The sequence below is a fragment of the Variovorax multivorans genome, assembly GCF_051216835.1.
Taxonomy (GTDB): domain Bacteria; phylum Pseudomonadota; class Gammaproteobacteria; order Burkholderiales; family Burkholderiaceae_C; genus Variovorax.
The window spans coordinates 1-22,640 of sequence record NZ_JBPJZL010000013.1; the positions used below are offsets into that span (position 1 = coordinate 1).

Here is a 22,640-nt window from a genome sequence, read left to right on the forward strand (position 1 = left end):
CAACCTAAAAAGGAGAACACCAAGCACTTATCCACACCGTGAAGCCTTCAAGCTCACAAAGCGGGTGGGTCAGTATTCAATGGAAATCTAGGGTCAGAGATCGGCGGAATTCAACACTTCTTTAGCATACCGCCCGCGCGGCGCCCATTCATCGATGTGATAGTCCTCACCCTCGCGACAGGCGGCAAAAAGGAAGCTTGAATCGGGGCAGGGTAGCCACATCGCCGCGGCCCAATCGTAGACGTCGGCGGTGCACCACCTAAGTCGATATCTCGCGGGACTACGGCTCAACGAATCAGCCTTCCGCGATCCTACTTTTGGGGCAGAACGAGCTTTGAGATAGTCGAGCTTTCGCGCTGAGTAGAGTCCGTCTTCGGTTCTTCAGACGCGTCTTCGACGCTTTTCTTGAGGCGATACGCCGCGCGCAATTCCTGTACTGTTCCAAAGAGAAGAAAGGCGACGATCAGTGTCGCACTCAGGAACATCGCCAACAACAGGCGCTGAGCGCGCAAGCCCTGTTTCACAAACGCGTTCATGGACGTGACACCAACGTCCTCGGTCAGAGCCTTGCAGATAAATTCTCTATCAGTGGGCGAGAACTCGCCTGACACGCGCTTGGCCGAAGTGGAGCTCAGGCAGACGTCACGTGTAAGCACAGGCCCCTGAGGAAAGAGCGGTGTGGCCGTGTCCCGGCTGATCAGGAAGTAGCGCTTGCTCTCCTTGAATTGGGCGAGTACTGAACTTTTAGTTCCGAGAGAAAAAATCCCCAGGGCGCATATGCCAAGGAAGACGACGAAGACTGCCAGTGCCTTCATCTTTCGGGGAGATGGAAGTTTAGGCCGAATCTCGCAACGGATGAAGTCGAAATAGAAGCCGCACGCACCGATGGCTCGCATCGAGATCTCGCGTGGCTTCGCCCAGTTGATCAAACGATGGGCTTGCGACACCGTGTCGATCGGAATGTTGTACCTTGTCCGAAATACGGCTACGACGGTCTCTTCATCGACATGCTTTTTCACCAAAGGGTCTTCGATCTCGCGTGGTCCGTAGATGATCTGCCAGAGCCTGTGCATGAGAAAGGAATGTGAGCGTCGCGTTCGCGTCGCAATGAGAAGAATGGCAAGCACGGGGAATAGCACACCGATGAGGCTTGCAAGACCTGAAAGTGCGGATACTGAAATGGATCCCATGGATGTTCTCCCTTGAACGCTGATTGAAGAAAAATCACAGCCGCCGAATCCAAATCAGCGAGCTCTCTCGAAAAATCCTGTGTTGATGCCTCACTTGCCGGCAACCCGGCTGAGGTTCCATCGCACGTGGGGAACGCGATCCGCGAAGCGCGGTCAGTCCCTTGCCCAGTGCACATATCCCCCTCGAATAAAGAAATGGCTCTTGCAGCCAACCGTTCTCCAAATGGAGGGTTTCAGTGTCGGATTGCCGCCGGCGATCGAAAGCAGCCAGCGCGGGCTTGCGTCCGGTGTCAGGGGAAGCTGAATGAGTGAACCGCAGCCGCATGGACAAAGAAATGCGGCTTGCCAATACGTGCCACTCTCCCCGATGGCGTAGATCGTCCGGGCGCGAAACGCCTCGGGCAAGTCGTCGCACACCGACAGAGTGAAGCGCTCGGGACCGTGCGCAGTGCCGAAGAGGCGCTTGATCCATCGTTTGATTGTCGCCAGCATCATTGGAGGCCCATCACACCGAGGAGCGGCGTACGGTCCCCAAGCCCGACCATCCTGGAGAACGCGGGACATGCGGCGCCATCGTCTTCACGAAAGCTCGCGTCGGGATCGCTCAGAGAGATCCGGATCGCCGCGAAGTCGCTGTTGGGAGTGATTCGATAGGGATGCAACCTCGCGAGCAGCTCGTTGACGCCCGCCGCGGCGGCGACCATGTTCACAGAGATCACCGCCGGCTGATCAACCCGCACGCCGCGTACATACCCCTCTTTTAAGCGGGTTCGATAGAGCTCCGGGTTGGCGCGCAGCATCAAGGCGGCTTCCAGCTGGGCCATGTCATATTGACCGCGGCTCATCAGGCTGGAGCCGCCGGGCTGAAGGGTGTGAATTGCGGCGGTGACCTGATCGACACCGCCTGCGCCGTCCGCGTCGATCCTCACGCCGACGTCAATGTACGGAATGACGTAGTAGGACGAAATCTTATTGAGCAGGTGCCGCCCATCGATGGAGTCCATGCAGCCCATCAAGATGTCGCAACCCGCCAGCGCGCGGATCACTACGGCACTGTTCAGATCCATTGCGTACGATTCGACGCGTGTGCCCAGATCCATGGCGGCGATGGCCCGCGCCAGCACATCGACCTTAGCTGCTTCTACTTCGGCATCCCGTCGTGTGCTGTTGATGATCCGATTGAGGTTCTTCTCCTCAACGGCTTCAGGGTCAACGAGGACCAGTTCGCCGATCCCGTTGCGTGCGAGCTGTTCGACCACGATGCTGCCAGTCCCAGAGCATCCCACCACCCCGACACGAAGCGCGCGCAGCCGTTGATAGGTGGCGTCGCCAAACATCTGGCCCACACGTCGACCATGCTCCGGTGTCGAGACAATATCGAGGTTTCCCCAGAAGCTGAAGTCATCGGCGGCAACACGGACGGTGTGCACTGCGGGACCGAGGCCACGCGGGCTCACGACACGGCCGAACAATCGGCCGCTCGGCAGCATGATCATGCTCGCAAGAGGCTCTTGCGTATCGAGCCAGCCGTAGATCGACTCGAAAAGCGCCGTGTCGGATTGGTCGTCGGTGGCCGAGAAGTCCTCGAAGCCACCAGGGTGGCTGTGAACCTTGACGACCGCCAACCCCATGTTCATCGCCTTGGCCAGCGCCTCGGTCATCGCCACCGGCGACCAGGTCACGCGATCTGGCGTCCGCACGCTGCAGTCCGAGTAGGGCACCGGTACCACCTCATGGACCAGCAGGAACTGCCTGTCAGGCCACATCGCCCTACCGCAAAGCAACAAGGCAACGGCTTCATTTCCGTCGCCGGGGTACAAGTGCCGCTGTAACGCGCGATGATGTGCGCCGCTGATCGCAAGGTCGACCCGGGGCACCGCGGTCATTTGCGAAGTTCCTCGCACAGCCAGTTGTTGACCAGCGCCATGTGCGTCGATAGATTGTCTTCACCGATCCGCCAGGCGCTGCCAGCAGTGCGGTGCCGGGACCAACGCTGCCAGTCCTTGCCATCGAAGTTATCGCTGGAGAGCGCTCCGATGGCCTTCTTGTCCGCGCGCTGCAGGTGCGGCGAAAAATACGCCATGTCGATCTGCGCGTCGGGGTAGCCGGCCTCGAGTCTGACGTTGATGTCGACGTGGTCCTGGCCGTAGCCTTCGGGCAACGGCCAGTTCTTGAGGACGACACGCCTGACACCGGCCTCGAGCACCGCCTCCCAAGGGCGATTCAGCGAGGCCAGATAGGCCTCGTCGTCGGGCATCAGGTCGAAATGGCGCCGCGGCAGCGGCCCCTCGCCTTCAGTGACCTCTTTCGGGATAGTCATGAAGCGCTCGACACCGGGGTGGAGAAAACTCACCGTTTCTGTGGGCTCGACACGGGTGACCTGTGCACCGATCTTCTGCTGCAGGATGAACTTGTCCGGCGTCTTGCCGGCCAATGCCAAGATCTGCGAACCTGTCATGTGATCGACATCGACCACGAACGATGGCTTGTCGATCCGGATGCGGTACTTCTTGCCGGGTGGGACGGGTTTTTTCGACTTGGCGTAGGCTTCGACGTCGATCTCGTCGTCAGGTTGCTGGTTTTCAGTGCTCACTTTTCAATCCTTTGGAACAGGAAAATGAAGACACCCCGTCGGCCACGAATATTGACCTGCGAAGTACCGCGTGAGACACTGTCGTCTTACGCAAGAGACAGTGTGCCGCGAATCGTTTCACATGTCAAACGCTATGTCTTACAGGAGAAACACCCCGCATGGACTCAACTGCCATCGATGCTCTAGGTCGACGGATCCAGGAGCACCGAGCCGGTAAGGGAATCAGAGAAGCAGCCAAGGAAGCCGGCGTAAGCCCGGCGACGCTGTCCAGAGTGGAAAATGGCAAGGTTCCGGACTTGGAAACCTTCGGCAAGATCTGCCAATGGTTGGGCGATGACCCCGCCATCTATTTGGGCATGGCGCCCAAGACTCCCAATGTGACTCGCGCGCAGGTGCACTTCAAGAAGGGTGCCGCCATCAAGAAAGACAGCGCGATGGCGCTCAGCGAGATGATCATGTTGGCCCACCGAGCGCTTCTTGAAGAAGAGTTTCAGGACTGAATCTTGTTTGAGCGCGGTTTCAAAACATGGTGCGAGCGCTACTCTACGGAAGTTCGCAGTACGCTGGGCTTGGGGCCGGGAGCGCCGCTTGACCCTTTCCGGTTGGCTCAACATCTGGGCATCCGGGTGTGGACACCTCATCAGGTCCCAGGTCTTTCGGAAGAGAAGTTGGCAACGTTGCTGCGAAACGACGGCGTCACGCCAAGCTGTTGGTCGGCCGTCACGATCGTTTTCGGCTCCCGCGTGGTGGTGATTCTCAACTCATCGCACTCCCCGGGTCGGCAGGCAAGCGACCTGACGCACGAACTGGCTCACCGCATTCGAGGCCATCAGACCCATGACGTCGACGTCTCTCCGGACGGCATCATGCTGCTGAGCGGGTACGACAAGCTGCAGGAAGAAGAGGCAGACTGGCTTTCCGCTTGTCTGCTGCTTCCACGAGAGGCGCTTATCTCTATCAAGAAACAAGGCCTCGAGTCGAGCATTGCAGCTGAGCGATTTGGAGTGAGCCAACGCATGCTGAACTACCGACTGGCCACCAGCGGTGTGAACCGGCAGTTTTCTTGAGCTGAAACTGATTCACCTATGTGCGACCAGGCTTAGGAGCAACGCGGCGCTGGGAACCCGTCTCAGAAGGTGCAAGCTGTGTTTGGGGCACGATGGCCCGCCTCTCCAAGTGCCGACGCTCATCGTTGCTTGTTGCACGTTGTCGGCGCTGCGGACTCGACGAAAGTACCCGCGAGAAATTCGTCAGATTTTCTGAGAATGCCTTTGCGGCGATTCTCAAAATAGTTGCCTAAGTGGTTGTTCTACCGAGGTACCACTTGGCATGAATTCTGAGAACCTACAGAGCCTGTTCAGGAGGGACACTCGCACTGAAAACTAGCTTGACACGCGCGCATCACGGGAGCGGCGCTGACGAGGGCTGGGAGAACTCCCGGAAGAGGCCGTCGACGCTGTCGCTGACGATGTCCTTTATGCCCGTCGGGTTGGTGTAGGGAAAGCGTGCGTTGATCCGCTGGACAGTCGCCGCCTTTGCCGAGTCAGTGAAGCCCCCGCGAACAATCTCCTCTGCAGCGATCGCGCGGCAAGTCCTTAAATAGAGTCGCTCGTCATCGAACATAGGCTGCTTCGGACCCGAGGCGCCGTGCCCGGGATGCACGATGGTGACGTTGGGGTACATCGCGTCGAGTCGGTCGATGATCCCAAGCCACTGTCCGGTATGTGCTTCTCTAAGCGGACCGTGAAGCCGATTGAAGATCGCGTCACCGGTGAACAGTTCTCGCGTCGAAGGCAGGTAGTACGCCGTTGTGGCAGGCGCCTCCCCCGCGCCCAATTCGCGCGCGATGATCGTCAGCCCGTCGATCTGCAAGGTCGTGTCGCCGTCGAAAGTTATGCCAGGGGCCACAAAGTCGCGCGGCGTGATATCGGGCGCATCGGCCTGCGTTCCCACGTTCGCACCATAGGTGTCGTTGCGGATCGCATCGGCCGTCGCCTTGGACGAATAAGCGGGGACGCCCGGAAAGGCCTGCCGGAACAGGCCGAGCCCGGTGTAGTGATCCGGATGGGCGTGGGTGATGAAGATCGCACGCACCGGCTTGCCCACTGCCTTTACCGCCGCCAGTGCCTGCGCGGCGTGGACCAAATCGCGTTGAACGTCGATGACGACGAGGCCGCCGCCAGGTGTCTCGATCCAATAGGTGTTGACGGTTCCAGTCCCAGGATAAGTCCACACACCGGTCTTGGATTGCAACACTGTTTGAGCCGACGATTCAGGCGTTCGGTCGGGGTCTGAAGGCTGGGTGGAAGTACCCTGCGCTCCGGCGAGGACAGAAGACATCGCCGCGGCAATTGCGACAGCAGCTCGAAGGCGAGTGAGGTTCATGGTGCCTCCATGGGCTTGATGAGGTGAATCTTCATGCCAGGTCACCGTGGCGCGTCGTAGGTTCCGGGGCTGGCGTCCGTCGCCGTCCATTGCGCGGCGCGTTCCGGTCGGGCCTGTTGCAGCGCCGCCCGGACGCCCTCGACGCCTAAATCCTGCAGGTAGCCGGGCGTGCCCGGTTGTTGGCGCCAGGACTGCGCGATCGTGCCCGCATCCACGGCGTCGAATCCAATGTCGTCCAGCAACCTCGCGACGACAGATTTCTGGCCAACGTCGTCGCCTGAGACCGCGAGCGCAATCCGGTCTGGCGAGCCCGCAGGCCGGCCGTTCTCGAGCAGATGCTGCGCGACGATCGAGTTGAACGCCTTCACCACGCGGTGTCCGAGCCGTTGCTGCACCCAACCGCTTTCAGTCAGGCCGGCTTCGATCTCGGCGATGCGACCGTCGCGCTCGCGCGGGTAGTAGTTGCTCGTGTCCACGACGATCAGGCCGGGCGACGCATCGGCGAACAAATGCGCGGGCAGGGACGCGACCTTCATCATAGGAATGGCCACCATCACGAGCTCGGCACCTTGCACTACCTCGTCGATCGTGACCGGACGCGCTCCGGTCTCGCGCGCGAGCTCCTGCAAGGACGCCGGCCCTCGCGAGTTGGCAATGGCCACGTCATGGCCGCTTGCACGGAAGCGGCGCGCCAGGGCGCCGCCGATGTTGCCTGTACCGATGATTCCGATCTTCATTTCTGTTCCTTCGTGGCTTCGACGAACTGTCGATGAAGTCCAGTGTATTAACATCTGTATCGACAATAATGAGCCATCAGAGCATGAATCTCACAATCAGGAGTAGCGAATGGATCGTCTCGCCAGCATGGCCACGTTCGTCCGGGCAGCGGATCTGGGCTCGTTCGCCGCGGCGGCCTCGGCACTGGCGATGTCGCCACAGATGGTCGCCAAGCACGTTGGCTACCTCGAAGCGCGGCTGGGAGCACGCCTGCTGAACCGGACGACGCGGCGCCAGAGCCTCAGCGAGGTCGGCAAGGTCTACTACGAGCGCTGCAAGTTGGTGCTGGCGGAAGCCGATTGGGCCGATGCGGCGGGCAGCGACGCCACGGGCACGCCGCGAGGACGGTTGCGTGTCAACGCCCCAGTGTCATTCGGCACGCACACCCTGATGCCGTTGGTCTCGATGTATCTGCGCCAGAACCCGGGCGTCGAAGTCGAACTCATCCTGAGCGACCGCTTCGTCGACCTGGTGGAAGAAGGCTTCGAAGCCGTCTTTCGCACCGGGCAGCTGGCGGACTCGTTGCTGGCCGCACGCGCGTTGCGTCCCTTCCGTTTGCTCGCCTGCGCTTCGCCCGCGTACCTGAAAGAACGGGGAACGCCACGTCACCCGAAAGACCTTGAGGGCCACGAATGCCTGGCATTCGTGGGCACGCGCTCGCCGTCGACCGATTGGCGGTTCCTGCGCGATGGCCGTGAAATCGCCATCCCAGCGAGCGGCAGACTGCAGGCGAACAACGCCAACGCCCTGCTCGCCGCCGCGCTTGAAGGCGTCGGCATCGCCTTCATCGCCGAGGATCTCGCACGATCCGCGCTGGCCGCTGGACAGCTGGTACAGGTGCTGCCGGACTACGACACGCTGTCCCGGCCGATGCACCTGCTGTTCCAGGCCGATCGGCGGCAGACCACGAAGCTGCGAAGCTTCATCGACCTGGTCGTTCAGGCGATCGGACAGAAGAGCCACGACGCTTGAAAAGCCTCGCCGCCATGGCCCTGGTGCAGCAGCGTGGCACAGCCGCCTGAGCGAGCCACGCGCGGAGTCGCCCCCGGCGATCGCTCGTGACGCTAGGCGCGCGTGTTCTTTGGCGTGGGGCCAGGGTTCTCTTCATCGCGCAGCCGCCGCCACAGCGTGGCTCGGCTGATGCCGAGGACGGCGCAGGCCTTGGCCTGGTCGCCCTGCACCGATTGAAGCACCTCGCGCACGCGACGCAGTTCGGCAGCGCGTCGTGCGCCCTTCAGCAGGCGTTCGCGCACGGGCGCCGGGCGAGCTTGGGTGCATTCGGGAAATACCTCCAGCAGGCGGGCCCGGTCCAGGTTGCCGGCGGGCGCCAGGTAGCTGTGGCACGCCAGCAGGCGCTCGACCAGGTTTTCCAGTTCGCGCACGTTGCCGGGCCAAGCGTAGCCCGCGGCCAGTTCCAGCAAAGCAGCGAGCCAGGCCGATGCCTGCGCTGCCGGTACGCCAGCCCTGCCGGCGCGGCGGGCCATCAGTTCGCCCGCCAGGAGCGCGATGTCGGCTTCGCGATCGCGCAGGGGAGGCATCTCGATACGCAGCACCGCGAGTCGGTAGTACAGGTCGCGCCGGAAGAGGCCGCGCTCCACCTGGGATGCGAGGTCGGCATGGGTGGCCGCGATCACACGCAGGTCCACCGGCACGGCAGCGGTCGCCCCGAGGCGAAGCACCTCCCGCTCCTGCAGCACGCGCAGCAGCCGGGTCTGCAGCGCCAGGGGCATGTCGCCGATCTCGTCGAGGAACAGGGTGCCCGTGTGGGCGGCCTCGACCAGACCTGTCTTGCCGCCGCGCCGCGCGCCAGTGAAGGCGCCTTCCTCGTAGCCGAACAGCTCGCTCTCCAGCAGGCTCTCGCCCAGGGCGGCGCAGTTCACGGCCAGGAACGGCTGCGTCGCTCGCCGGCTGGCGGTATGAATGCCCTGCGCCACGAGCTCCTTGCCGGTGCCGCTCTCCCCGACGATGAGGACCGTGGCCTCGCTTGAGGCACATTGCGCGGCAAGCTCGCGCACGCGCTGCGCCAGGGGGCTGTTGCCTGTGAATGCCTCAAGCCGGTATCGCGTGGGTGCGCCCCGCTGCCGCTGGTTGGCACGCAGGTGGCGGTCCGCGCGCTGGATCACTGCCGGGTCGCGGCACACGAGCAGCGCGCCGGTGACCTCGCCGCCTTCCATGACGGGGGCGCGCCGAACCACCAGCGTACGCATGCCGATCTGCAGCACCTCCTCGGCCGGGGCCTCGCGCAGGCGCAGCGTGGCGCCAAGGTCCAGCACGGGCTCCACCTCGCCCAGCACGCGGCCCGCCAATTCCTGGACGGAGGCTCCCAGCAGTTCCGCCATGACCGGGTTCAGCGCCTCGATGCGCTGCTGCAAGTCCACCGCGACCACGCCGTCCTGCAGCTGGCCTAGGACGGTGTTCAGCCGTTCGTGGCGTGCCCGCTCGGCAAGACTGTGGCGCGCAAGATGGATGGCGTCCTGAAGCGCCTGGCGCACGGCATCGTCCGAGTACATCAGCACGCTGGCGATGCCGGCTTGCTCGGCCAGGTCGGCGACCAGGCCGGGCGCAACCACTGCCTGGACGCCAGCCGCGCGAAGCGCCTCCACGCAGGCGGGGGCATCGTCGGCGCCCCGATAGCTGAACTGGGCGATGCCCATGCCGAACAGCGCGTCGAGCTGCGCCAGATGCTCCGAGGGACCGTCGAACGACACGAGCCCCACCCGGGGCGAGAGGGCGCGCGCGGCCGCCAGTGCGCGCATCAGGTCGAAGCCGCGTACCTCCACCATGGCCACCGGGATGTCCAGATGCTGGCGCAGCCATTCGCCGCTGGCACCTGCCGCCACCACCGCGTCGACCGGTGCGCGCGCATGCAGTTCGCGCACCGCTTCGACAGCCTCTTCGAAGGCAAGACCAACCAGTTCGATTTGCGCCTGCGCCGCCACCTCGGGTACCAGTCGCATCAGCACGCGGCCCAATCGGTGGCGAGCTACGGCCACGATGCGAGGCCGGCGAGGCACGGCGGACGAATGGGCAGGTGGCAGGACGAGTGCATTCATTCGGCGAATTTTATGATTTCAAAAGTGAAATGAATTTGAAACATCACGCATGGAAAGACTGCCGAGGAAAGTCATAAATTCCTTTTGGATCAATGACTTATATCCAGCGACTTGCGAATCCGGTCTGTGGCATAGCGCTTGCGCACCCTGGATAAGACCTCCCGTGGTCTTGTCTTCCCAAATAACCAGGAGCCAACCGTGAACTTCCGTCGCCTTTCTGCAGTGACATGCGCAACCGCCGCCACCCTGGCTTGCACGCTATCTCCGAGCGTCCAGGCACAAACATGGCCCACCAAGCCGATCCGGCTCGTCGTGCCGTTCTCTGCGGGCGGTGCCAACGACCTGATGGCGCGCGCCGCAGCCGAAGGTGCGTCGAAGCAGCTCGGCCAGCCGGTGATCATCGACAACAAGCCCGGCGCGGGCGCGATCCTCGGTGCCGACGTGGTCGCCAAGAGCGCGCCCGACGGCTACACCTTCCTGGTGAGCGCGGCCGGCGTGGTGTCGAACAGCATGATCAAGAAGAACATGCCCTACAAAGACGACGCACTGGTGCCGGTGGCCATGATCGCGCTGGCGCCCTCGGTGGTGGTGGTGCCGGCCAATGCACCCTACAAGGACCTGAAAGAGTTCGTCGCCGCGTCGAAGAAGGCCGGCAACGGCTTCCACTGGGCCACGGCGGGCACCGGCAGCACGCCGCATTTCGTCGAAGGCATTCTCGAAACGAAGTACGGCAGCAAGCTCGACGTGGTGCCCTACAAGAGCGGCTCGGAGTCGATCACCGCGGTGCTGGGCAACCAGGTCGAGGCGACGTCGGAGGCCAGTATCGTGGTGCTGCCGTACATCAAGAGCGGCAAGCTGAAGGCGCTGGCGGGCACGTGGACGCAACGCATCTCGGCCTACCCCGAACTGCCGACAGCGACTGAAGAGGGCTTCCCCGAGATCCGCATCGCGCACTGGGCCGGCGTGCATGCGCCGCGCGGCACGCCCGATGCCATCCTCGACAAGATGGCCGCCGCGATCGACGCGGCCATGAAATCGCCGGAGACGGCCAAGCGCCTGAAAGACATGGGCATCGAGCCCATCGGCGGCACGCGTGCGAGCTTCACCAAGTTCGTCGACGAAGAGCGCGCAAGGCTCGGTGGCGTCGTGAAGGCCACCGGCATGAAGGAAGACTGAGAACCCAATGAGCACGACCAACGAATCTCCGAAGAAAACCCTGCGCCGGCTGGCCGATGCACGCCGTGGCGTGCTGGTGCCGGGCGCGTTCAACGCGATGTCGGCGCGCGTGATCGAAGACCTCGGCTTCGAGGCGATCTACATCACCGGCGCGGGCGTCACCAACATGTACCTCGGCCTGCCCGACCAGGCCTTCATGGGCCTGCACGAGATCGCCGAGCACACGGCGCGCATCCGCGATGCAGTGAACCTGCCGCTGCTGGTCGACGCCGACACCGGCTTCGGCAATGCGCTCAACGTGCGTCACACGGTGCGCGTGCTCGAGCGGGCAGGGGCCGATTGCATCCAGCTCGAAGACCAGGTCAGCCCCAAGCGCTGCGGCCACTTCTCGGGCAAGGCGGTGATCGACACCGACGAGATGCTCGGCAAGATCAAGGCGGCTGTCGACGCCCGGCAGGACAGCGACCTGCTCGTCATGGCCCGCACCGATGCGGCCGCCGTGCACGGCTTCGAGGCCGCCATCGAGCGTGCGCAGAAGTTCAGCGAGGCCGGCGCCGACATCCTGTTCGTCGAAGCCGTGACACTGGCCGACGAAGTGCGCGCGATGCCCCAGCGGCTGAACAAGCCGCAGCTCATGAACATGGTGATCGGCGGCAAGACGCCGACCTTCGGTGCGCAGGAGCTGGGCGCGCTGGGCTACGGCTTCGTGCTGTACGCCAACGCCGCATTGCAGGGCGCGGTGGCCGGCATGCAGAAAGCGCTCACCGCCCTGCGCGACGACAAGCGCCTGGAGGAAGATCCCGCGCTGGTAACCCCTTTCGCCGAGCGCCAGCGTCTCGTCGGCAAACCCCAATGGGACGCGCTCGAGCGTCTCTACATCTAGGTCAAGGCAATGCCATGAACAGGCTTTCAACCGCAGAGATCCAGCGATCGGCGCTGCTGATCATGGACTACCAGCCCGGCATCCTCGGCTTCCTTCCTGATCCGGCACAGCTGTTCGCGAAGGTCATGCCGGTACAGCAGCTGATGCGCTCGCGAGGCGCGAAGGTGGGCTTCGTGCGCGTGGCTTTCGATGCGGCCGACCTCGAGCGCTTTCCCGGGCACAGCGCCATGGGCGCGCGCGTCAAAGCGGCGGGCGCCCATATGCATCTCGACTCCCCATCGACCGCCGTCCATCCGGATTTGGGCGTCGCGCCGGGCGACATCATTGTTCGCAAGACGCGGGTAGGCGCCTTCTCGACGACCGACCTGCATGCCCAACTGCAGCGCGCGGGCATCGAAACCCTGGTGCTCGCCGGCGTACACACCAGTGGCGTTGTGCTTTCCACGGTTCGCGAGGCGCACGACCTCGACTACCGGGTCATCGTCCTGTCGGACGCGTGCGCCGATCCGGATGCCAAGGTGAACGAGTTCCTGTTGTGCGAGATCTTTCCAAGACAGGCGACCGTGGTCAGTACGGCGGAGTTTTGCGAAGCGATTTCGCCTTAGCTTCGGGCGCCGCGGACACGTCCTGCCGGGCGCTTGTCATTGGAGGTGCAGAGTCGAGACCTGCGAGCCTTCGGTGCAGGGGCCGTCTGAATATTCGGCCGTGCCGGAAGGCGTGACGCACTTGATCACCGCAAGGCGGGCAGGCGTTGCCGCTACGGGCAACACATCGGAGGCGGCGGATGGCGCGGCCGGCAAGGTGGATGCCCGAACGGGCAGTGCGGCCGTGCTCGCCGGTAGCGCATCGCTGGAGCGAGCGGTTGCCAGCGGCGACTGAACAACCGCGGGGACCACGGTCGCCTGGACAGGCGCTCGTGCAGCGCGCTCCCTCAGCAAGTCCGTCAGTGCCACGTAGAAGAGAAACACCGCCAGCAACGCCAGCGCCAGGCACGGCGCCCAATAGCGTTGCGACCCGAGGCCGGTTCCCGGCCGCCCGCTCAGCGCCGCGGCCATGCCAGGCCCCCGCTCTGCAACGTCCCCGCCAGCTTTGCGATTCCGCCAGTACCGCTGGCCGCGCGCCCGATCAACGCACCGCCCGCTGCGCCCGCCACGATGCGCGTCAGGAACGACCGGCTGCGGCCCGCCGCCAGCAGCAGCAATACGCCCGCACCCAGCACCACGAAGTGCTCGCCCGGGTAATCCGCCCGCTGGGCGTCCACTTTCTTGAACTCTTGGATCGTCGATTCGAGGGTCATGGCTGAAGCTCCGTGTGTCCGTTCAGCAGTTCATATCGCGCGCCGCGATGCACCGCTGTAGGCGCGCACCCCTGCACGCTTGCGGATTCAGACGCCAAAACGCCGCATAACGCAGCGAAAAGGCACGGATCAGGGTTTCCGTGAGGTCTGTTAATAAAAGTAGCCCACACGCACGTCACACGGCCGTCATCAGCTATGAAAACAATAGCATTCAGTTCCAATCCGAAGATCGTTCCTCGTAAACGCTATATCTAGCCCGACTCTTGCTAAGCAAAATCCTCGACGGATTTCACGTCACGCAAGATCGAGGACCACACAGCAATGAACCCTACGCGTCTCCGCCGGCCCCTGGCCGCGCTGGTATTGGGCGGTACAGCAGCATTCCTCGGGGCCGTGACTTCGGCTCATGCGTTCTCGAACCCGCCCATCCAGGTGGCGCAGGGCATCGAATACATGTGCGGTGGCGCCGCCAGGGATGAAGCCGCATTCATGGAAATGGTGTCGCCGCGCTGGGCCGCGACCATCGAATTCGGCGTGAGCGACGGCAAGGGCGCGCAGGTGGCCGGCTTTCCGGCCAAGGCCTTGATCGAAGTGCGCCAGAAATACACGGGCCAGGTCGTGATGGACGTGCAGTCGCAAGGCCCCTACATGCTGGCGCGCCTCAATCCGGGCGCCTATGACGTGAACGTGACGCTCGGCGGTCTCACGCTGACGCAGTCGCTGGTGGTGATTGCCGGCATGCCGGCGCGCACGTCGTTCGTCTGGCCGTCGAATTTCGACATGGCTTCGGTGACGCCGGCGCTGCCGCAGACGCAGGCTCTCGCGCAAACTTCCGCCGCCCGCTGAGCGGTCGGCCGCTCCGCTACTACCCGGCTAGCGGGCCGGTCAGCCTTTCCTAAGCCACGCGCCGCACAGTGGCACCGTGGCTTCTCGCCACGACGACCAGGAAAGGATTCAGATCATGCCCCCCCGTTTTCCATCATCGCGCACGATGCGGCCGCTGGCGGCCGCGGTGTTCTGCGGCGCCGTTCTGCTCGGCGCGCTTTCGTCGGCCCAGGCGGCTGTGAACCCGCCGATATACATGGCGCACGGCGTCGAGTACATGAGCGGCGGCATCGGCAGTGACGAGGCCCAGCTGATGGAGACGGTGTCGCCGCGCTGGCCCGCCACCTTCGAGTTCGCTGTCAAGGAAAGCAAAGGCGCCGACTTCGCGGCCAATGTGCACGTGACGGTGCGCGACAGCAGTGGTGTCGCGCTGCTCGACAACGTGGTGTCGGGCGGCCCGTTCATGGTGGCGCGGCTGGACCCGGGCAACTACGAGGTCGAGGCGCGACTCGGCAGCCAGGTGCTGAAGCAGCCGCTGCACGTGCTGCAGGGCGCGCCGACCAAGGCGACCTTCGTCTGGCCGGCGGGCACCGACATGGCTTCGGCCAGCACGCGCACGGTGCAGTAGCGCGACGAAAGTGGGCGCCGGCACCGCATCCGGCCGGCACCCGCTTTGTTAACGCCACCGGGCCACAATGCCTGCTATCCGGGCGCCTTGCGCTATAGAAAAAATAGCGATTGCGGCGCCTCCCGGTATCTTGAATGCGCGGCATGCGCCTTGCAGGTGGTGTATCCCGGGCAGTGCCCGAACCCATTGCCCCGATGCCGATCCGTCCCCTGAGCGCCCTGACCGCGCTGTTGCATGTCTATATAGCGCTGCGCCTGCTGCCCGCGCTGGCCATGCTCACGCCCGCATGGCCGTTGGCGCTGCTCGCGCTGGTGGTGTCGGCGGTGACGATTCCGCTGCCTTTCGCATCGCGCCGCATCGGGCGCGATGTCTCCACGGGCGAGGTACTCAAGTGGGTCGGCCTGATCAGCATGGGCTGGTTCTCGTCGATGTTCGTGCTGACGCTGGTGCGCGATGCAGGCCTGCTGCTGACCTGGCTCGCGAGTGCGCTGGGCGGCGTGCAGGTGCAATGGAACGCCCTGCGGCCATGGAGCGCGCTGGCGGTGCTGGCGATGGCCACGGCCACGTCGGTAATCGGTTTTCTCAATGCGCGCCGAACGGCCAGCGTGAAGCGGGTGGATGTGCCCATCCAGGGCCTGCCGCAGGCGCTCGAAGGCTTCACCATCGCGCAGCTCAGCGACATCCACGTGGGGCCGACGATCCGCAGCGCCTATATCCAGCGCATCGTCGATGCGGTGAACCGCCTCGGCGCCGACGCCATCGCAATCACCGGCGACCTGGTCGACGGCACGGTGCCTGAACTGCGCGAGCACATCGCGCCGCTGGCCGGGCTGCGCGCGCGCCACGGCACCTTCGTGGTCACGGGCAATCACGAGTACTACGCAGGCGCGCATGCCTGGATCGACGAGCTGCGCCGGCTGGGCCTGAAGGTGCTGCTCAATGAACACGTGGTGCTGCAGACGCGCAACGTGCGTGGCGCGCAGACCGACGAAGAGCTGTTCGAAAGCGCGCTGGTGCTGGCCGGCGTGACCGACTTCACCGCCGGGCACTTCGATGCTGCGCATGCCAGCGATCCGCACCTGGCGCTGCACGACGCGCCGCCGCTGGTGCACACGCGCGTGCTGCTCGCGCACCAGCCGCGCAGCGCCGTGCTGGCTGCAGCGGCCGGCTACCAGCTGCAGCTGTCGGGCCACACGCACGGTGGCCAGTTCTTTCCGTGGAACCTGTTCGTGCCGATGCAGCAGCCCTTTACGGCGGGCCTGCACCGACTGCACGACATGTGGGTGTACGTGAGCCGGGGCACCGGCTACTGGGGCCCGCCGAAGCGCTTTGGCGCCCCTTCTGAAATCACTCTGCTGACGCTGGTGCCGGCAAAGCCCTGAGGGGCTTCCTTGGTCAGGATTCCAGCTCGGCCAGCCGGCGGGCGTTGGAGGTGGCCGCTGCGTGGATTGGCTTGAGGCCTTCACGCGCTATGCGTACCGCAATGCCCGGAAACTGGCTCGCGGCGTTGACCGTGTCGGCCGCCGACTGCACGAATGCGTCGCCATGCGCAGCCGCCTGGGCTGGCGTGACGCTGCCCGCCAGCGAGAAGAAAGCCGTCGTGCTCTGAACCCATTGCTGCAGCACGCGGTTGGCGAGCGAGAAATGGCTGCGGTGCCACTGCTTCACCATCGCAATGCCCGATTCGCTCGCGGCCGCGAGCTTCTCGTCGCCCATGAGCTGGAATTCCGCCAGGTCGGCCGCGCTGGGCGCAAGCCCGGCCTTGGCGATGCGCTCGGTCCGGATGCGGATCACCGAGCCGGAGGACAGCAGCATCTCGTTGGTCTTGAGCGCCAGGTCGAGCCACTGCATGAGCGGATTGGCCAGACGGGCCGCGGATGTAAGAGATGACATGTGGGGCAGTGCGATTTCGCTTGGAGGAGGTCGGACCACTATAGGCTTCGCAGGCTGCAGATGTTGCAGTGCAGCAAACCTGACTCCGCATTTTTGTTGATCAAGTCCCGCTTTCCGATGTGGAAATTACGTGCTGATCGAATATCGAACGCGGCGGAAACCAATGATGCCGGCTTATTCCCACTTCATGCATTCAGAAGTCACATCGTGAGATGCACCAGCTGCGCTACGCCTGTCACTTCTGGCGCCTTGGCCTGGCCGGCACGCGCAGCCGCTTGGCCCTCGCTTCTGTGACCAGGTAGCCCAGCGTGGCCACCACCAGAGGCAGCAGGTAGTAAAGACCGCGATAGGCCAGCAGCGCGCCGAGCAGCTTCGCTTGTGGCACCTCGTGCGCGAGCAGCGCCACGAACACCGCCTCGAGCACGCCAAGCCCCGCCGGCACATGGGTGATGACGCCTGCCACGGCCGCCACCAGCAGCACCGCGAGCACATGCGCGTAGCCGACCTGTCCCTGCAGCAGGAACCAGATCACGCCGCCCATCAACGACCAGTTGGTGCACGACATGGCCAGCTGCAGCAGCGCCATCGGCAGCCCCGGCACCTTGAACGCATGGCCGCGCACGCTCCAAGTGCGCCCCTGTGCCGTGGCGCACAGCACCAGGTAGGCAAGCGCCGCCATCAGCAGCACCGCGCCGAGGATGCGCAGGCCCCCGCCGTCGATCTTCCAGTTGGGCGGCAGCGTCATCGGCCAGAAGCAGAAGGCCGTGCCGGCCACCACGAGGTAGCCGAGCCAGTTGGTCAGCATGCTGAAGCCGAGCACGCGCGTGATGGTGTCGTTCGCAAGACCCAGGCGCGAATAGAGCCGGTAGCGGAACGCCACGCCGCCCACCAGCGAACCGAGGTTGAGGTTGAAGGCGTAGCTGATGAAGGTCACGCCCATCACCGTGCCCGTGCCAAGCCGGTGCCGCGTCAGGTACCGGCCCAGCAGGTCGTACGTGCTGTAGAGCGCGAAGCTGCAGGCAGCCAGCGCGCCGGCCGCGAGCAGGAAGATCAGAGGCAGCGCGCGAATGGCGTCGAGCACCTCTTCCCAGTCGATGGTGCGCGCCTGCCGCACGAGCAGCCACGCGATCAGCGCGAAGAAACCCCACATCGCCGCGCGGCGGGCCCAGGGCCACCAGCTGTGGCGGGAGAGTGCCATCGTGCTCATTGCGATGCGGCCTTTCCGCTCAGGCGGTTTCCGTCTGCGTAGCACCGCCGGCCGGATTGCTGCGGCCGGTGTCGCGCCGGCTCGCAAGGTCGGTGGCCTCGGCCGGCGTCAGGCGCGGCACGTGGCGCGGCAGGCGGCCCAGGAGGGCCGGATACCAGCGCAGGATGTGGAAGACGAAGAAGCTGCGCACCAGCCGCCAGCCGCTCCATTCGCTGGCGAGGTCGGTCGCCTCCACCTGCTTGCAGCTGTGCTGCATCAGCTGGTCCATGCGCTCCCACAGCACCTTGTTGAAGGCTTCATCGCGCACGATCACGTTGGCCTCGAGGTTGAGCGACAGGCTCAGCGGATCGAGGTTGCTCGAACCCACGGTGCTCCACTTGTCATCCATGAGCGCGACCTTGCCATGCAGCGGGCGGTCGCAGTACTCGTAGATGCGCACACCGGCGTGCAGCAGGTGGTGGTACAGCATGCTCGCGGCGGTCTTCACGATCGGCATGTCGGGCTCGCCCTGCAGGATGAGCCGCACGTCCACGCCGCGCCGCGCCGCGCGCCGCAGCTCCTTGATGAAGCGGTAACCCGGAAAGAAGTACGCATTGGCGATCACGATGCGCTCGCGCGCAGTCCGGATCGCGGCGCGATAATGGCGCTCGATGTCGTTGGTGTGGCGCCGGTTGTCGCGCGTGACGAACATGGCTTCGGCCTCGCCGGCGTGCACTTGCCCGGCGCGCGGCGCCTGCTTCAGCCGGCGGCGGAACCAGCCCGCGCCCTTGCCGCCGAGCGCGATGGCGCGCAGTACGAACTGGTGGATATCCGCCACGATCGGCCCCGCGAGCTCGACCGCGTAGTCCTGCTTGGCCTTGGGACCGAAGTCGAGCATGTGGTCCGCCGAGTAGTTGATGCCGCCGACGAAGGCGCGCTCGCCGTCGATCACCACGATCTTGCGGTGCATGCGGCGAAACACATTGAGCCGCTGGCCCATGAAGCGCTGCGCCGGGTCGAACACCCGCACCTTCACGCCGGCCGATGTCAGGCCCTCGATGAACTCGCGCGAGAGATCGGGCGAGCCGAAGCCGTCGATCAGCACATCGATCTTCACGCCGCGCTGCGCCGCTTCGCGCATGGCGGCATGAAGTTGCAGGCCGACCTTGTCCTCGAACAGGATGAAGGTCTCGACGATCACCTCGCGCCGCGCCTGCCTGATGGCGTCGAACACGCGCGGAAAGAACTCCTCGCCGTTCTCCAGCAGCTCGATGCGGTTGCCGCCAATCCAGTGGTTGTTGTTGTTGTTGCTCATGGCTTGCCCGCTCACAGGTCGATGTCCGCCACCAGCGGGGCGTGATCCGACAGATGCGACCACGGCCGGCGCGGCAGCACCACGGGCGCGTGCACGCCGGCATTGCGCACGTAGATGCGGTCCAGCTGCAGCACCGGAAAGCGCGCCGGAAAGGTCCTGGCCGCGCGGCCGTTGGCATGCACGAACACCTCGCGCAACGCGGCGCCTTTTTCCAGGATGTCGTGCGCGCGGCCGCGCCAGTCATTGAAGTCGCCCGCCACGATCAGCGGCGCATCGGACGGCACCTCGTCGCGCACGATGTGGCACAGCAGCTCCAGTTGCTGCTCCCGGTGCCCCTCGGCCAGCCCGAGGTGCGCACAGATCACGTGCACGTCGACGACGCGGCCCGGCAGCCGCAGCACGCAATGCAGCAGGCCGCGCTTCTCGGGGCCGCTCACCGACACGTCGTGGTTGCGGAAATGCACGATCGGGAATTTCGAGAGCACCGCGTTGCCGTGGTGGCCTTTCGGGTACACCGCGTTGCGCCCATAGGCGAACTGCGGCCACATGGTGTCGGCCAGAAATTCGTAGTGCGGCGCCTCGGGCCAGTTGTTCACCCTGCGCGAATGGCGCGAGTGGGTGCCCAGCACTTCCTGCAGGAACACGACGTCGGCCCCCACGGTGCGCACGGCATCGCGCAACTCGGGCAGGATGAATTTGCGATTGAGCGCGGTGAAGCCCTTGTGGGTGTTCACCGTCATGACCTTGAGCGAGGTCGGCAAGACTGGCGCGGCCGCCGCGGCGTCGGGAATGGGCGAAGAAGACATCGTTGTGCGAGTTGTACGTGGCCCAGCGCGCACTGACTGTAGGAACGCGCCACCTTCTTTGGCCCCATTCGCCCCATTCGCCCCTTTCGCTGCGCGGCGGCGGGCTCCCCATGGCGGCCGGCTCCTACAGGCAGGCCTGCCGCACCCCCACACGACGGGGATTTCACCGCTCCTACGGTGAATTCAGGGCTTGAGAAAAGCAGCCCGCGTTTTCATCCATCGACACCGACACAAGCCACAAGGAGAAAGTCATGAAGCAAGTCACTTTTCGCGCCACGGTTCTCGCCGCGCTGCTGGGCACGGCAGGCATCGCCCTGGCCCAGACCACGTCCATTCCCGCCCAGCCCGATGCATCGGTGGGCGGCGAGGCTAGCACCATGACGCCGGCCGGCGTCGCCAACCCGCCGCAGCGCCCCGACAACTCGATGCCCGCATCGCGCGAGGCGGTGAAGGCCGAGGCCCGCGCGCAGAACCGCAGCAACGCCACCACGATGGTGCCAAAGGGCGAGGCAACCACCATGATCAACCACCAGCCCAACGCCATGCCGCAGCCGACCGGCGAGATGTCGCGCGCAGAGGTCAGCCAGACCGGGCGCAAGGTCAAGCCGCAGTTCGGCCAGAAGGGCGAACGCCCGAACGTGGTGACCAACCCGACGGACAAGGCCGGCACCGGCACGCCGGATTGATCGACAAGGCCGCCCGTCAATGAAAAAGCCCGCAGCGCGAAAGCGTTGCGGGCTTTTTCTTCGACAGCGCCGTCACCGGCGCGTCGCAGCGGGGGTCAGCCCTTGGCGGGCGCCGGCGCACCGCGGTGGCCGTCATGACCGCGATGGCCATCGTGGCCACGGGGGCCGCCGAAGTGCGCGGTCTCGGCGTCGAAGGTCTTCTGCTGCTCGGGCGTCAGCGCGGCATAGAAGGTCTTCGTGGCATCGGCACGCTTGGCGAACATCGCGCTGCGCTCGGCCTGGCGGGTCTGCATGCGTTCCAGGCGCTCCGGCGTGGTCAGCTTGGCGAACTCAGCGCGGTCCATGTGCGGGCGCGGACCGGCGGGCGGCTGCGTCGCGGTGGTGAAGGAGCTCCATGCGCCTTCCTGTGCCGAGGTGAGCTTGAGCTTTTCCTTCAGGGCGGCAAGACGCTTGGCGCGGTGCTCCTGCATGCGCTCCATGCGCTTGGCGGGGTCCATGCGCTTGTGCTGCGCCTTGGGCGCGGCGGCGCTGTCGGCCTGGGCCACCGCGGCGGCGGGTGCGGCTGGAGCGGCTGCCGGCGCTTGAGCGAAGGCGCCCGAAGAGGCGAGGGCGGCCGAACCCAGCAGGCTGGCCCAGACGATGCGTTGGCGAAGAGAAATCATGAGAGTTGCTTCCTTTCGAAGAAGCCCGCCACCGATGGGCAGCAGGTGAGACGAAGTGTGGAAGAGCTCTGTGTCGCGCCAGTTAGCCCTGCGTGAGCTTGCGTAAAGAATGATGAACCGCGACCGCTGGAGCAGCCGCGCAGCGTGACTTTTTTCCTGGATCACTCAGCCTACTCGCCCTACTTGGGCCGCGGCCGCTTCAGCCCGCGATCGGGCACCTGCAGCTTGCCGGCGCGCAGGTCGCCGACGGCCCGCACGACGGCGCGCGCCACGTTGCGCACTTCTTCCTGCACGTCGGCGTCGGCATCGAGCGCGTCGTGGCTGGTGGCGTAGGGCTCGTAGTAGCCGATGTAGCGATCGAGCCGCGCCTGCGTGCCGGCGTCGACCAGGCCCATCCAGTCGAGCCAGTCGCAGAGGTTGCGCCGCAGGCCCTCGACGCCGGCCACGTCGCCGTGCACCACCACGCCGTAGACGCGGCCGTCGAGATGCTTGGGGTAGCCCCAGCCTTCCAGCTCCAGCGCCTTGGCTTCGTCGGGTTTCTTGCCGTGCGTGCTGGTGGGGTCGGGGTTGCCGCCGTCGGCACAGACCAGGCGGTCGATCATGAGCTTCAGCGGGCTCGTGGCCTGGTACCAGTGCGTGGGCGTGAGCAGGATCACGCCGTGCGCGGACACCCAGCGTTCGTAGATCTCGTTCATCCAGTCGCCGGTCTGGCGCAGCGAATGGTTCGGGTAGCAGCTGCAGGGCCAGTGGCACAGCGGCATGGCGGTGGAGGCGCAGCCCTTGCAGGGGTGGATCTGCAGGCCGTATTCGGAGGTGACCAGGCTCAAGTCGAGCAGGTCGGTTTCGATGCCGTTGCCGTCCAGCACTTCGCGCGCGAGTTCGGCCAGGCGCCAGGTCTTGGAGACTTCGCCGGGGCAGGTGCCGTCATTGCGCGGCGAGCCGTTCACCAGCAGCACGCGCGAAGGCGTCTGAGGCTGGCCCCACGCAGCCTGCGCTGCGTCGATGCGCGCCTTCGCTTCGAGCCAGTCGACGGAAAGTTCGTATTCGGGGTCCGCATAGCCGGGGCCGGCCTTGCGGGTGACGGGCGCCTTGCGGCCTTGCCGATAGGCCTCCCATGCGATCAGCTCGATGCGTCGCAGCGAATCTGTCTCGGCCTGGAAAGCCGGGTCCTGGAAGGGCTGCATGAAGCGTTCGTGGAACTGGGCGCGCTGCAGCGTGTCGGGCGCCTGTCCTTTCCGGATCGTGGAGGGCATGTCCGCAATCTAGGCGGCTCCTGCTGCGGCCG

Annotated in this window: 25 protein-coding genes; 11 read left to right on the top strand and 14 right to left on the bottom strand. The window is 64.9% G+C overall.

What is annotated here, in order from left to right:
- Positions 1 to 311: 311 nt before the first annotated feature.
- The 4 genes from ACSFCA_RS27915 to ACSFCA_RS27930 all read right to left on the bottom strand — a co-directional run bounded on the left by ACSFCA_RS27915 (position 312) and on the right by ACSFCA_RS27930 (position 3,783).
- Positions 312 to 1,190, bottom strand: a complete 879-nt coding sequence (locus ACSFCA_RS27915; RefSeq protein WP_435461907.1) for a DUF6216 family protein — start codon at positions 1,188 to 1,190, stop codon at positions 312 to 314.
- A 153-nt stretch (positions 1,191 to 1,343) separates the two neighbouring features.
- Entirely contained in the window at positions 1,344 to 1,685 is a 342-nt protein-coding gene (locus ACSFCA_RS27920) for a ubiquitination-like system serine protease family protein (protein WP_435461906.1), read from the bottom strand.
- On the bottom strand, positions 1,682 to 3,076 hold the full coding sequence (locus ACSFCA_RS27925) for a ThiF family adenylyltransferase (protein ID WP_435461905.1): 1,395 nt from the start codon (positions 3,074 to 3,076) through the stop codon (positions 1,682 to 1,684). Before ACSFCA_RS27925 ends, ACSFCA_RS27920 begins: the two co-directional genes overlap by 4 nt.
- Positions 3,073 to 3,783, bottom strand: coding sequence for a multiubiquitin domain-containing protein (locus ACSFCA_RS27930; protein WP_435461904.1), 711 nt, complete (start codon positions 3,781 to 3,783; stop codon positions 3,073 to 3,075). Before ACSFCA_RS27930 ends, ACSFCA_RS27925 begins: the two co-directional genes overlap by 4 nt.
- Before the next feature lie 158 nt (positions 3,784 to 3,941).
- Here ACSFCA_RS27930 and ACSFCA_RS27935 point away from each other — a divergent pair, with 158 nt between their 5' ends.
- Both ACSFCA_RS27935 and ACSFCA_RS27940 read left to right on the top strand, forming a co-directional pair.
- Positions 3,942 to 4,283: a helix-turn-helix domain-containing protein gene (locus ACSFCA_RS27935; RefSeq protein WP_435461903.1), complete on the top strand. Its 342-nt coding sequence runs from the start codon at positions 3,942 to 3,944 to the stop codon at positions 4,281 to 4,283.
- 3 nt (positions 4,284 to 4,286) lie between these two features.
- Positions 4,287 to 4,850 carry an ImmA/IrrE family metallo-endopeptidase gene (locus ACSFCA_RS27940; RefSeq protein WP_435461902.1) on the top strand — a complete coding sequence of 188 codons (564 nt, stop codon included), beginning with the start codon at positions 4,287 to 4,289 and terminating at the stop codon, positions 4,848 to 4,850.
- Between the two features lie 334 nt (positions 4,851 to 5,184).
- On the opposite strand, the gene ACSFCA_RS27945 is transcribed toward ACSFCA_RS27940, so the two are convergent.
- Complete coding sequence (locus ACSFCA_RS27945) at positions 5,185 to 6,168, bottom strand: MBL fold metallo-hydrolase (protein ID WP_435461901.1); 984 nt, start codon at positions 6,166 to 6,168, stop codon at positions 5,185 to 5,187.
- 41 nt (positions 6,169 to 6,209) lie between these two features.
- Positions 6,210 to 6,959: an NADPH-dependent F420 reductase gene (locus ACSFCA_RS27950; RefSeq protein WP_435461900.1), complete on the bottom strand. Its 750-nt coding sequence runs from the start codon at positions 6,957 to 6,959 to the stop codon at positions 6,210 to 6,212.
- 55 nt (positions 6,960 to 7,014) lie between these two features.
- On the opposite strand from ACSFCA_RS27950, the gene ACSFCA_RS27955 reads away from it, so the two are divergent.
- Positions 7,015 to 7,917: a LysR family transcriptional regulator gene (locus ACSFCA_RS27955; protein ID WP_435461899.1), complete on the top strand. Its 903-nt coding sequence runs from the start codon at positions 7,015 to 7,017 to the stop codon at positions 7,915 to 7,917.
- A 92-nt stretch (positions 7,918 to 8,009) separates the two neighbouring features.
- On the opposite strand, the gene prpR is transcribed toward ACSFCA_RS27955, so the two are convergent.
- The gene (prpR, locus tag ACSFCA_RS27960) at positions 8,010 to 9,998 is read right to left on the bottom strand and encodes a propionate catabolism operon regulatory protein PrpR (protein WP_435461898.1); all 1,989 of its coding nucleotides are present in this window, start codon (positions 9,996 to 9,998) and stop codon (positions 8,010 to 8,012) included.
- A gap of 222 nt (positions 9,999 to 10,220) precedes the next feature.
- Here prpR and ACSFCA_RS27965 point away from each other — a divergent pair, with 222 nt between their 5' ends.
- From ACSFCA_RS27965 to ACSFCA_RS27980, 4 genes are all read left to right on the top strand, one after another.
- Positions 10,221 to 11,174 (top strand): Bug family tripartite tricarboxylate transporter substrate binding protein, encoded by a 954-nt coding sequence (locus ACSFCA_RS27965; protein ID WP_435461909.1) that lies wholly within the window; start codon positions 10,221 to 10,223, stop codon positions 11,172 to 11,174.
- Positions 11,175 to 11,181: 7 nt separating this feature from the next.
- Positions 11,182 to 12,057, top strand: coding sequence for an isocitrate lyase/PEP mutase family protein (locus ACSFCA_RS27970; protein ID WP_258352077.1), 876 nt, complete (start codon positions 11,182 to 11,184; stop codon positions 12,055 to 12,057).
- 14 nt (positions 12,058 to 12,071) lie between these two features.
- Positions 12,072 to 12,662, top strand: a complete 591-nt coding sequence (locus ACSFCA_RS27975) for a cysteine hydrolase family protein (protein WP_258352076.1) — start codon at positions 12,072 to 12,074, stop codon at positions 12,660 to 12,662.
- Between the two features lie 121 nt (positions 12,663 to 12,783).
- Positions 12,784 to 12,936 (top strand): hypothetical protein, encoded by a 153-nt coding sequence (locus ACSFCA_RS27980; protein WP_258352075.1) that lies wholly within the window; start codon positions 12,784 to 12,786, stop codon positions 12,934 to 12,936.
- Positions 12,937 to 13,096: 160 nt separating this feature from the next.
- Here the strand turns inward: ACSFCA_RS27980 and ACSFCA_RS27985 are convergent, their stop codons facing one another.
- On the bottom strand, positions 13,097 to 13,354 hold the full coding sequence (locus tag ACSFCA_RS27985) for a hypothetical protein (RefSeq protein ID WP_258352074.1): 258 nt from the start codon (positions 13,352 to 13,354) through the stop codon (positions 13,097 to 13,099).
- Between the two features lie 321 nt (positions 13,355 to 13,675).
- On the opposite strand from ACSFCA_RS27985, the gene ACSFCA_RS27990 reads away from it, so the two are divergent.
- From ACSFCA_RS27990 to ACSFCA_RS28000, 3 genes are all read left to right on the top strand, one after another.
- On the top strand, positions 13,676 to 14,200 hold the full coding sequence (locus ACSFCA_RS27990) for a hypothetical protein (RefSeq protein ID WP_093057146.1): 525 nt from the start codon (positions 13,676 to 13,678) through the stop codon (positions 14,198 to 14,200).
- Positions 14,201 to 14,315: 115 nt separating this feature from the next.
- Complete coding sequence (locus ACSFCA_RS27995) at positions 14,316 to 14,807, top strand: hypothetical protein (RefSeq protein ID WP_435461897.1); 492 nt, start codon at positions 14,316 to 14,318, stop codon at positions 14,805 to 14,807.
- Positions 14,808 to 14,941: 134 nt separating this feature from the next.
- Positions 14,942 to 16,189, top strand: coding sequence for a metallophosphoesterase (locus ACSFCA_RS28000; RefSeq protein ID WP_435461896.1), 1,248 nt, complete (start codon positions 14,942 to 14,944; stop codon positions 16,187 to 16,189).
- Between the two features lie 13 nt (positions 16,190 to 16,202).
- On the opposite strand, the gene ACSFCA_RS28005 is transcribed toward ACSFCA_RS28000, so the two are convergent.
- The 4 genes from ACSFCA_RS28005 to ACSFCA_RS28020 all read right to left on the bottom strand — a co-directional run bounded on the left by ACSFCA_RS28005 (position 16,203) and on the right by ACSFCA_RS28020 (position 20,007).
- The gene (locus tag ACSFCA_RS28005; RefSeq protein ID WP_258352072.1) at positions 16,203 to 16,700 is read right to left on the bottom strand and encodes a polyhydroxyalkanoate granule-associated phasin; all 498 of its coding nucleotides are present in this window, start codon (positions 16,698 to 16,700) and stop codon (positions 16,203 to 16,205) included.
- Positions 16,701 to 16,935: 235 nt separating this feature from the next.
- Entirely contained in the window at positions 16,936 to 17,907 is a 972-nt protein-coding gene (locus tag ACSFCA_RS28010; protein ID WP_435461895.1) for a lysylphosphatidylglycerol synthase domain-containing protein, read from the bottom strand.
- Positions 17,908 to 17,926: 19 nt separating this feature from the next.
- Entirely contained in the window at positions 17,927 to 19,201 is a 1,275-nt protein-coding gene (clsB, locus tag ACSFCA_RS28015) for a cardiolipin synthase ClsB (protein WP_435461894.1), read from the bottom strand.
- 11 nt (positions 19,202 to 19,212) lie between these two features.
- Positions 19,213 to 20,007, bottom strand: a complete 795-nt coding sequence (locus ACSFCA_RS28020) for an endonuclease/exonuclease/phosphatase family protein (RefSeq protein ID WP_258352069.1) — start codon at positions 20,005 to 20,007, stop codon at positions 19,213 to 19,215.
- Between the two features lie 251 nt (positions 20,008 to 20,258).
- On the opposite strand from ACSFCA_RS28020, the gene ACSFCA_RS28025 reads away from it, so the two are divergent.
- Positions 20,259 to 20,693, top strand: coding sequence for a serine/threonine protein kinase (locus ACSFCA_RS28025; protein ID WP_258352068.1), 435 nt, complete (start codon positions 20,259 to 20,261; stop codon positions 20,691 to 20,693).
- A gap of 95 nt (positions 20,694 to 20,788) precedes the next feature.
- On the opposite strand, the gene ACSFCA_RS28030 is transcribed toward ACSFCA_RS28025, so the two are convergent.
- Together ACSFCA_RS28030 and ACSFCA_RS28035 are read right to left on the bottom strand one after the other, a co-directional pair.
- Complete coding sequence (locus ACSFCA_RS28030; RefSeq protein ID WP_435461893.1) at positions 20,789 to 21,355, bottom strand: Spy/CpxP family protein refolding chaperone; 567 nt, start codon at positions 21,353 to 21,355, stop codon at positions 20,789 to 20,791.
- Positions 21,356 to 21,534: 179 nt separating this feature from the next.
- Positions 21,535 to 22,608 (bottom strand): flavodoxin family protein, encoded by a 1,074-nt coding sequence (locus tag ACSFCA_RS28035; protein WP_435461892.1) that lies wholly within the window; start codon positions 22,606 to 22,608, stop codon positions 21,535 to 21,537.
- Positions 22,609 to 22,640 lie beyond the last annotated feature (32 nt).

Coding starts and splice junctions, on each gene's coding strand:
- ACSFCA_RS28010 (WP_435461895.1), bottom strand. CDS start 17,907: ATGAGCACGATGGCACTCTCCCGCCACAGCTGGTGGCCCTGGGCCCGC.
- ACSFCA_RS27970 (WP_258352077.1), top strand. CDS start 11,182: ATGAGCACGACCAACGAATCTCCGAAGAAAACCCTGCGCCGGCTGGCC.
- ACSFCA_RS28030 (WP_435461893.1), bottom strand. CDS start 21,355: ATGATTTCTCTTCGCCAACGCATCGTCTGGGCCAGCCTGCTGGGTTCG.
- ACSFCA_RS27950 (WP_435461900.1), bottom strand. CDS start 6,959: ATGTTAATACACTGGACTTCATCGACAGTTCGTCGAAGCCACGAAGGA.
- prpR (WP_435461898.1), bottom strand. CDS start 9,998: ATGAATGCACTCGTCCTGCCACCTGCCCATTCGTCCGCCGTGCCTCGC.
- ACSFCA_RS28005 (WP_258352072.1), bottom strand. CDS start 16,700: ATGTCATCTCTTACATCCGCGGCCCGTCTGGCCAATCCGCTCATGCAG.
- ACSFCA_RS28020 (WP_258352069.1), bottom strand. CDS start 20,007: ATGTCTTCTTCGCCCATTCCCGACGCCGCGGCGGCCGCGCCAGTCTTG.
- ACSFCA_RS27985 (WP_258352074.1), bottom strand. CDS start 13,354: ATGACCCTCGAATCGACGATCCAAGAGTTCAAGAAAGTGGACGCCCAG.
- ACSFCA_RS27925 (WP_435461905.1), bottom strand. CDS start 3,076: ATGACCGCGGTGCCCCGGGTCGACCTTGCGATCAGCGGCGCACATCAT.
- ACSFCA_RS27920 (WP_435461906.1), bottom strand. CDS start 1,685: ATGATGCTGGCGACAATCAAACGATGGATCAAGCGCCTCTTCGGCACT.
- ACSFCA_RS28000 (WP_435461896.1), top strand. CDS start 14,942: ATGCGCGGCATGCGCCTTGCAGGTGGTGTATCCCGGGCAGTGCCCGAA.
- ACSFCA_RS27995 (WP_435461897.1), top strand. CDS start 14,316: ATGCCCCCCCGTTTTCCATCATCGCGCACGATGCGGCCGCTGGCGGCC.
- ACSFCA_RS27915 (WP_435461907.1), bottom strand. CDS start 1,190: ATGGGATCCATTTCAGTATCCGCACTTTCAGGTCTTGCAAGCCTCATC.
- ACSFCA_RS27990 (WP_093057146.1), top strand. CDS start 13,676: ATGAACCCTACGCGTCTCCGCCGGCCCCTGGCCGCGCTGGTATTGGGC.
- clsB (WP_435461894.1), bottom strand. CDS start 19,201: ATGAGCAACAACAACAACAACCACTGGATTGGCGGCAACCGCATCGAG.
- ACSFCA_RS27975 (WP_258352076.1), top strand. CDS start 12,072: ATGAACAGGCTTTCAACCGCAGAGATCCAGCGATCGGCGCTGCTGATC.
- ACSFCA_RS28025 (WP_258352068.1), top strand. CDS start 20,259: ATGAAGCAAGTCACTTTTCGCGCCACGGTTCTCGCCGCGCTGCTGGGC.
- ACSFCA_RS27935 (WP_435461903.1), top strand. CDS start 3,942: ATGGACTCAACTGCCATCGATGCTCTAGGTCGACGGATCCAGGAGCAC.
- ACSFCA_RS27955 (WP_435461899.1), top strand. CDS start 7,015: ATGGATCGTCTCGCCAGCATGGCCACGTTCGTCCGGGCAGCGGATCTG.
- ACSFCA_RS28035 (WP_435461892.1), bottom strand. CDS start 22,608: ATGCCCTCCACGATCCGGAAAGGACAGGCGCCCGACACGCTGCAGCGC.
- ACSFCA_RS27945 (WP_435461901.1), bottom strand. CDS start 6,168: ATGAACCTCACTCGCCTTCGAGCTGCTGTCGCAATTGCCGCGGCGATG.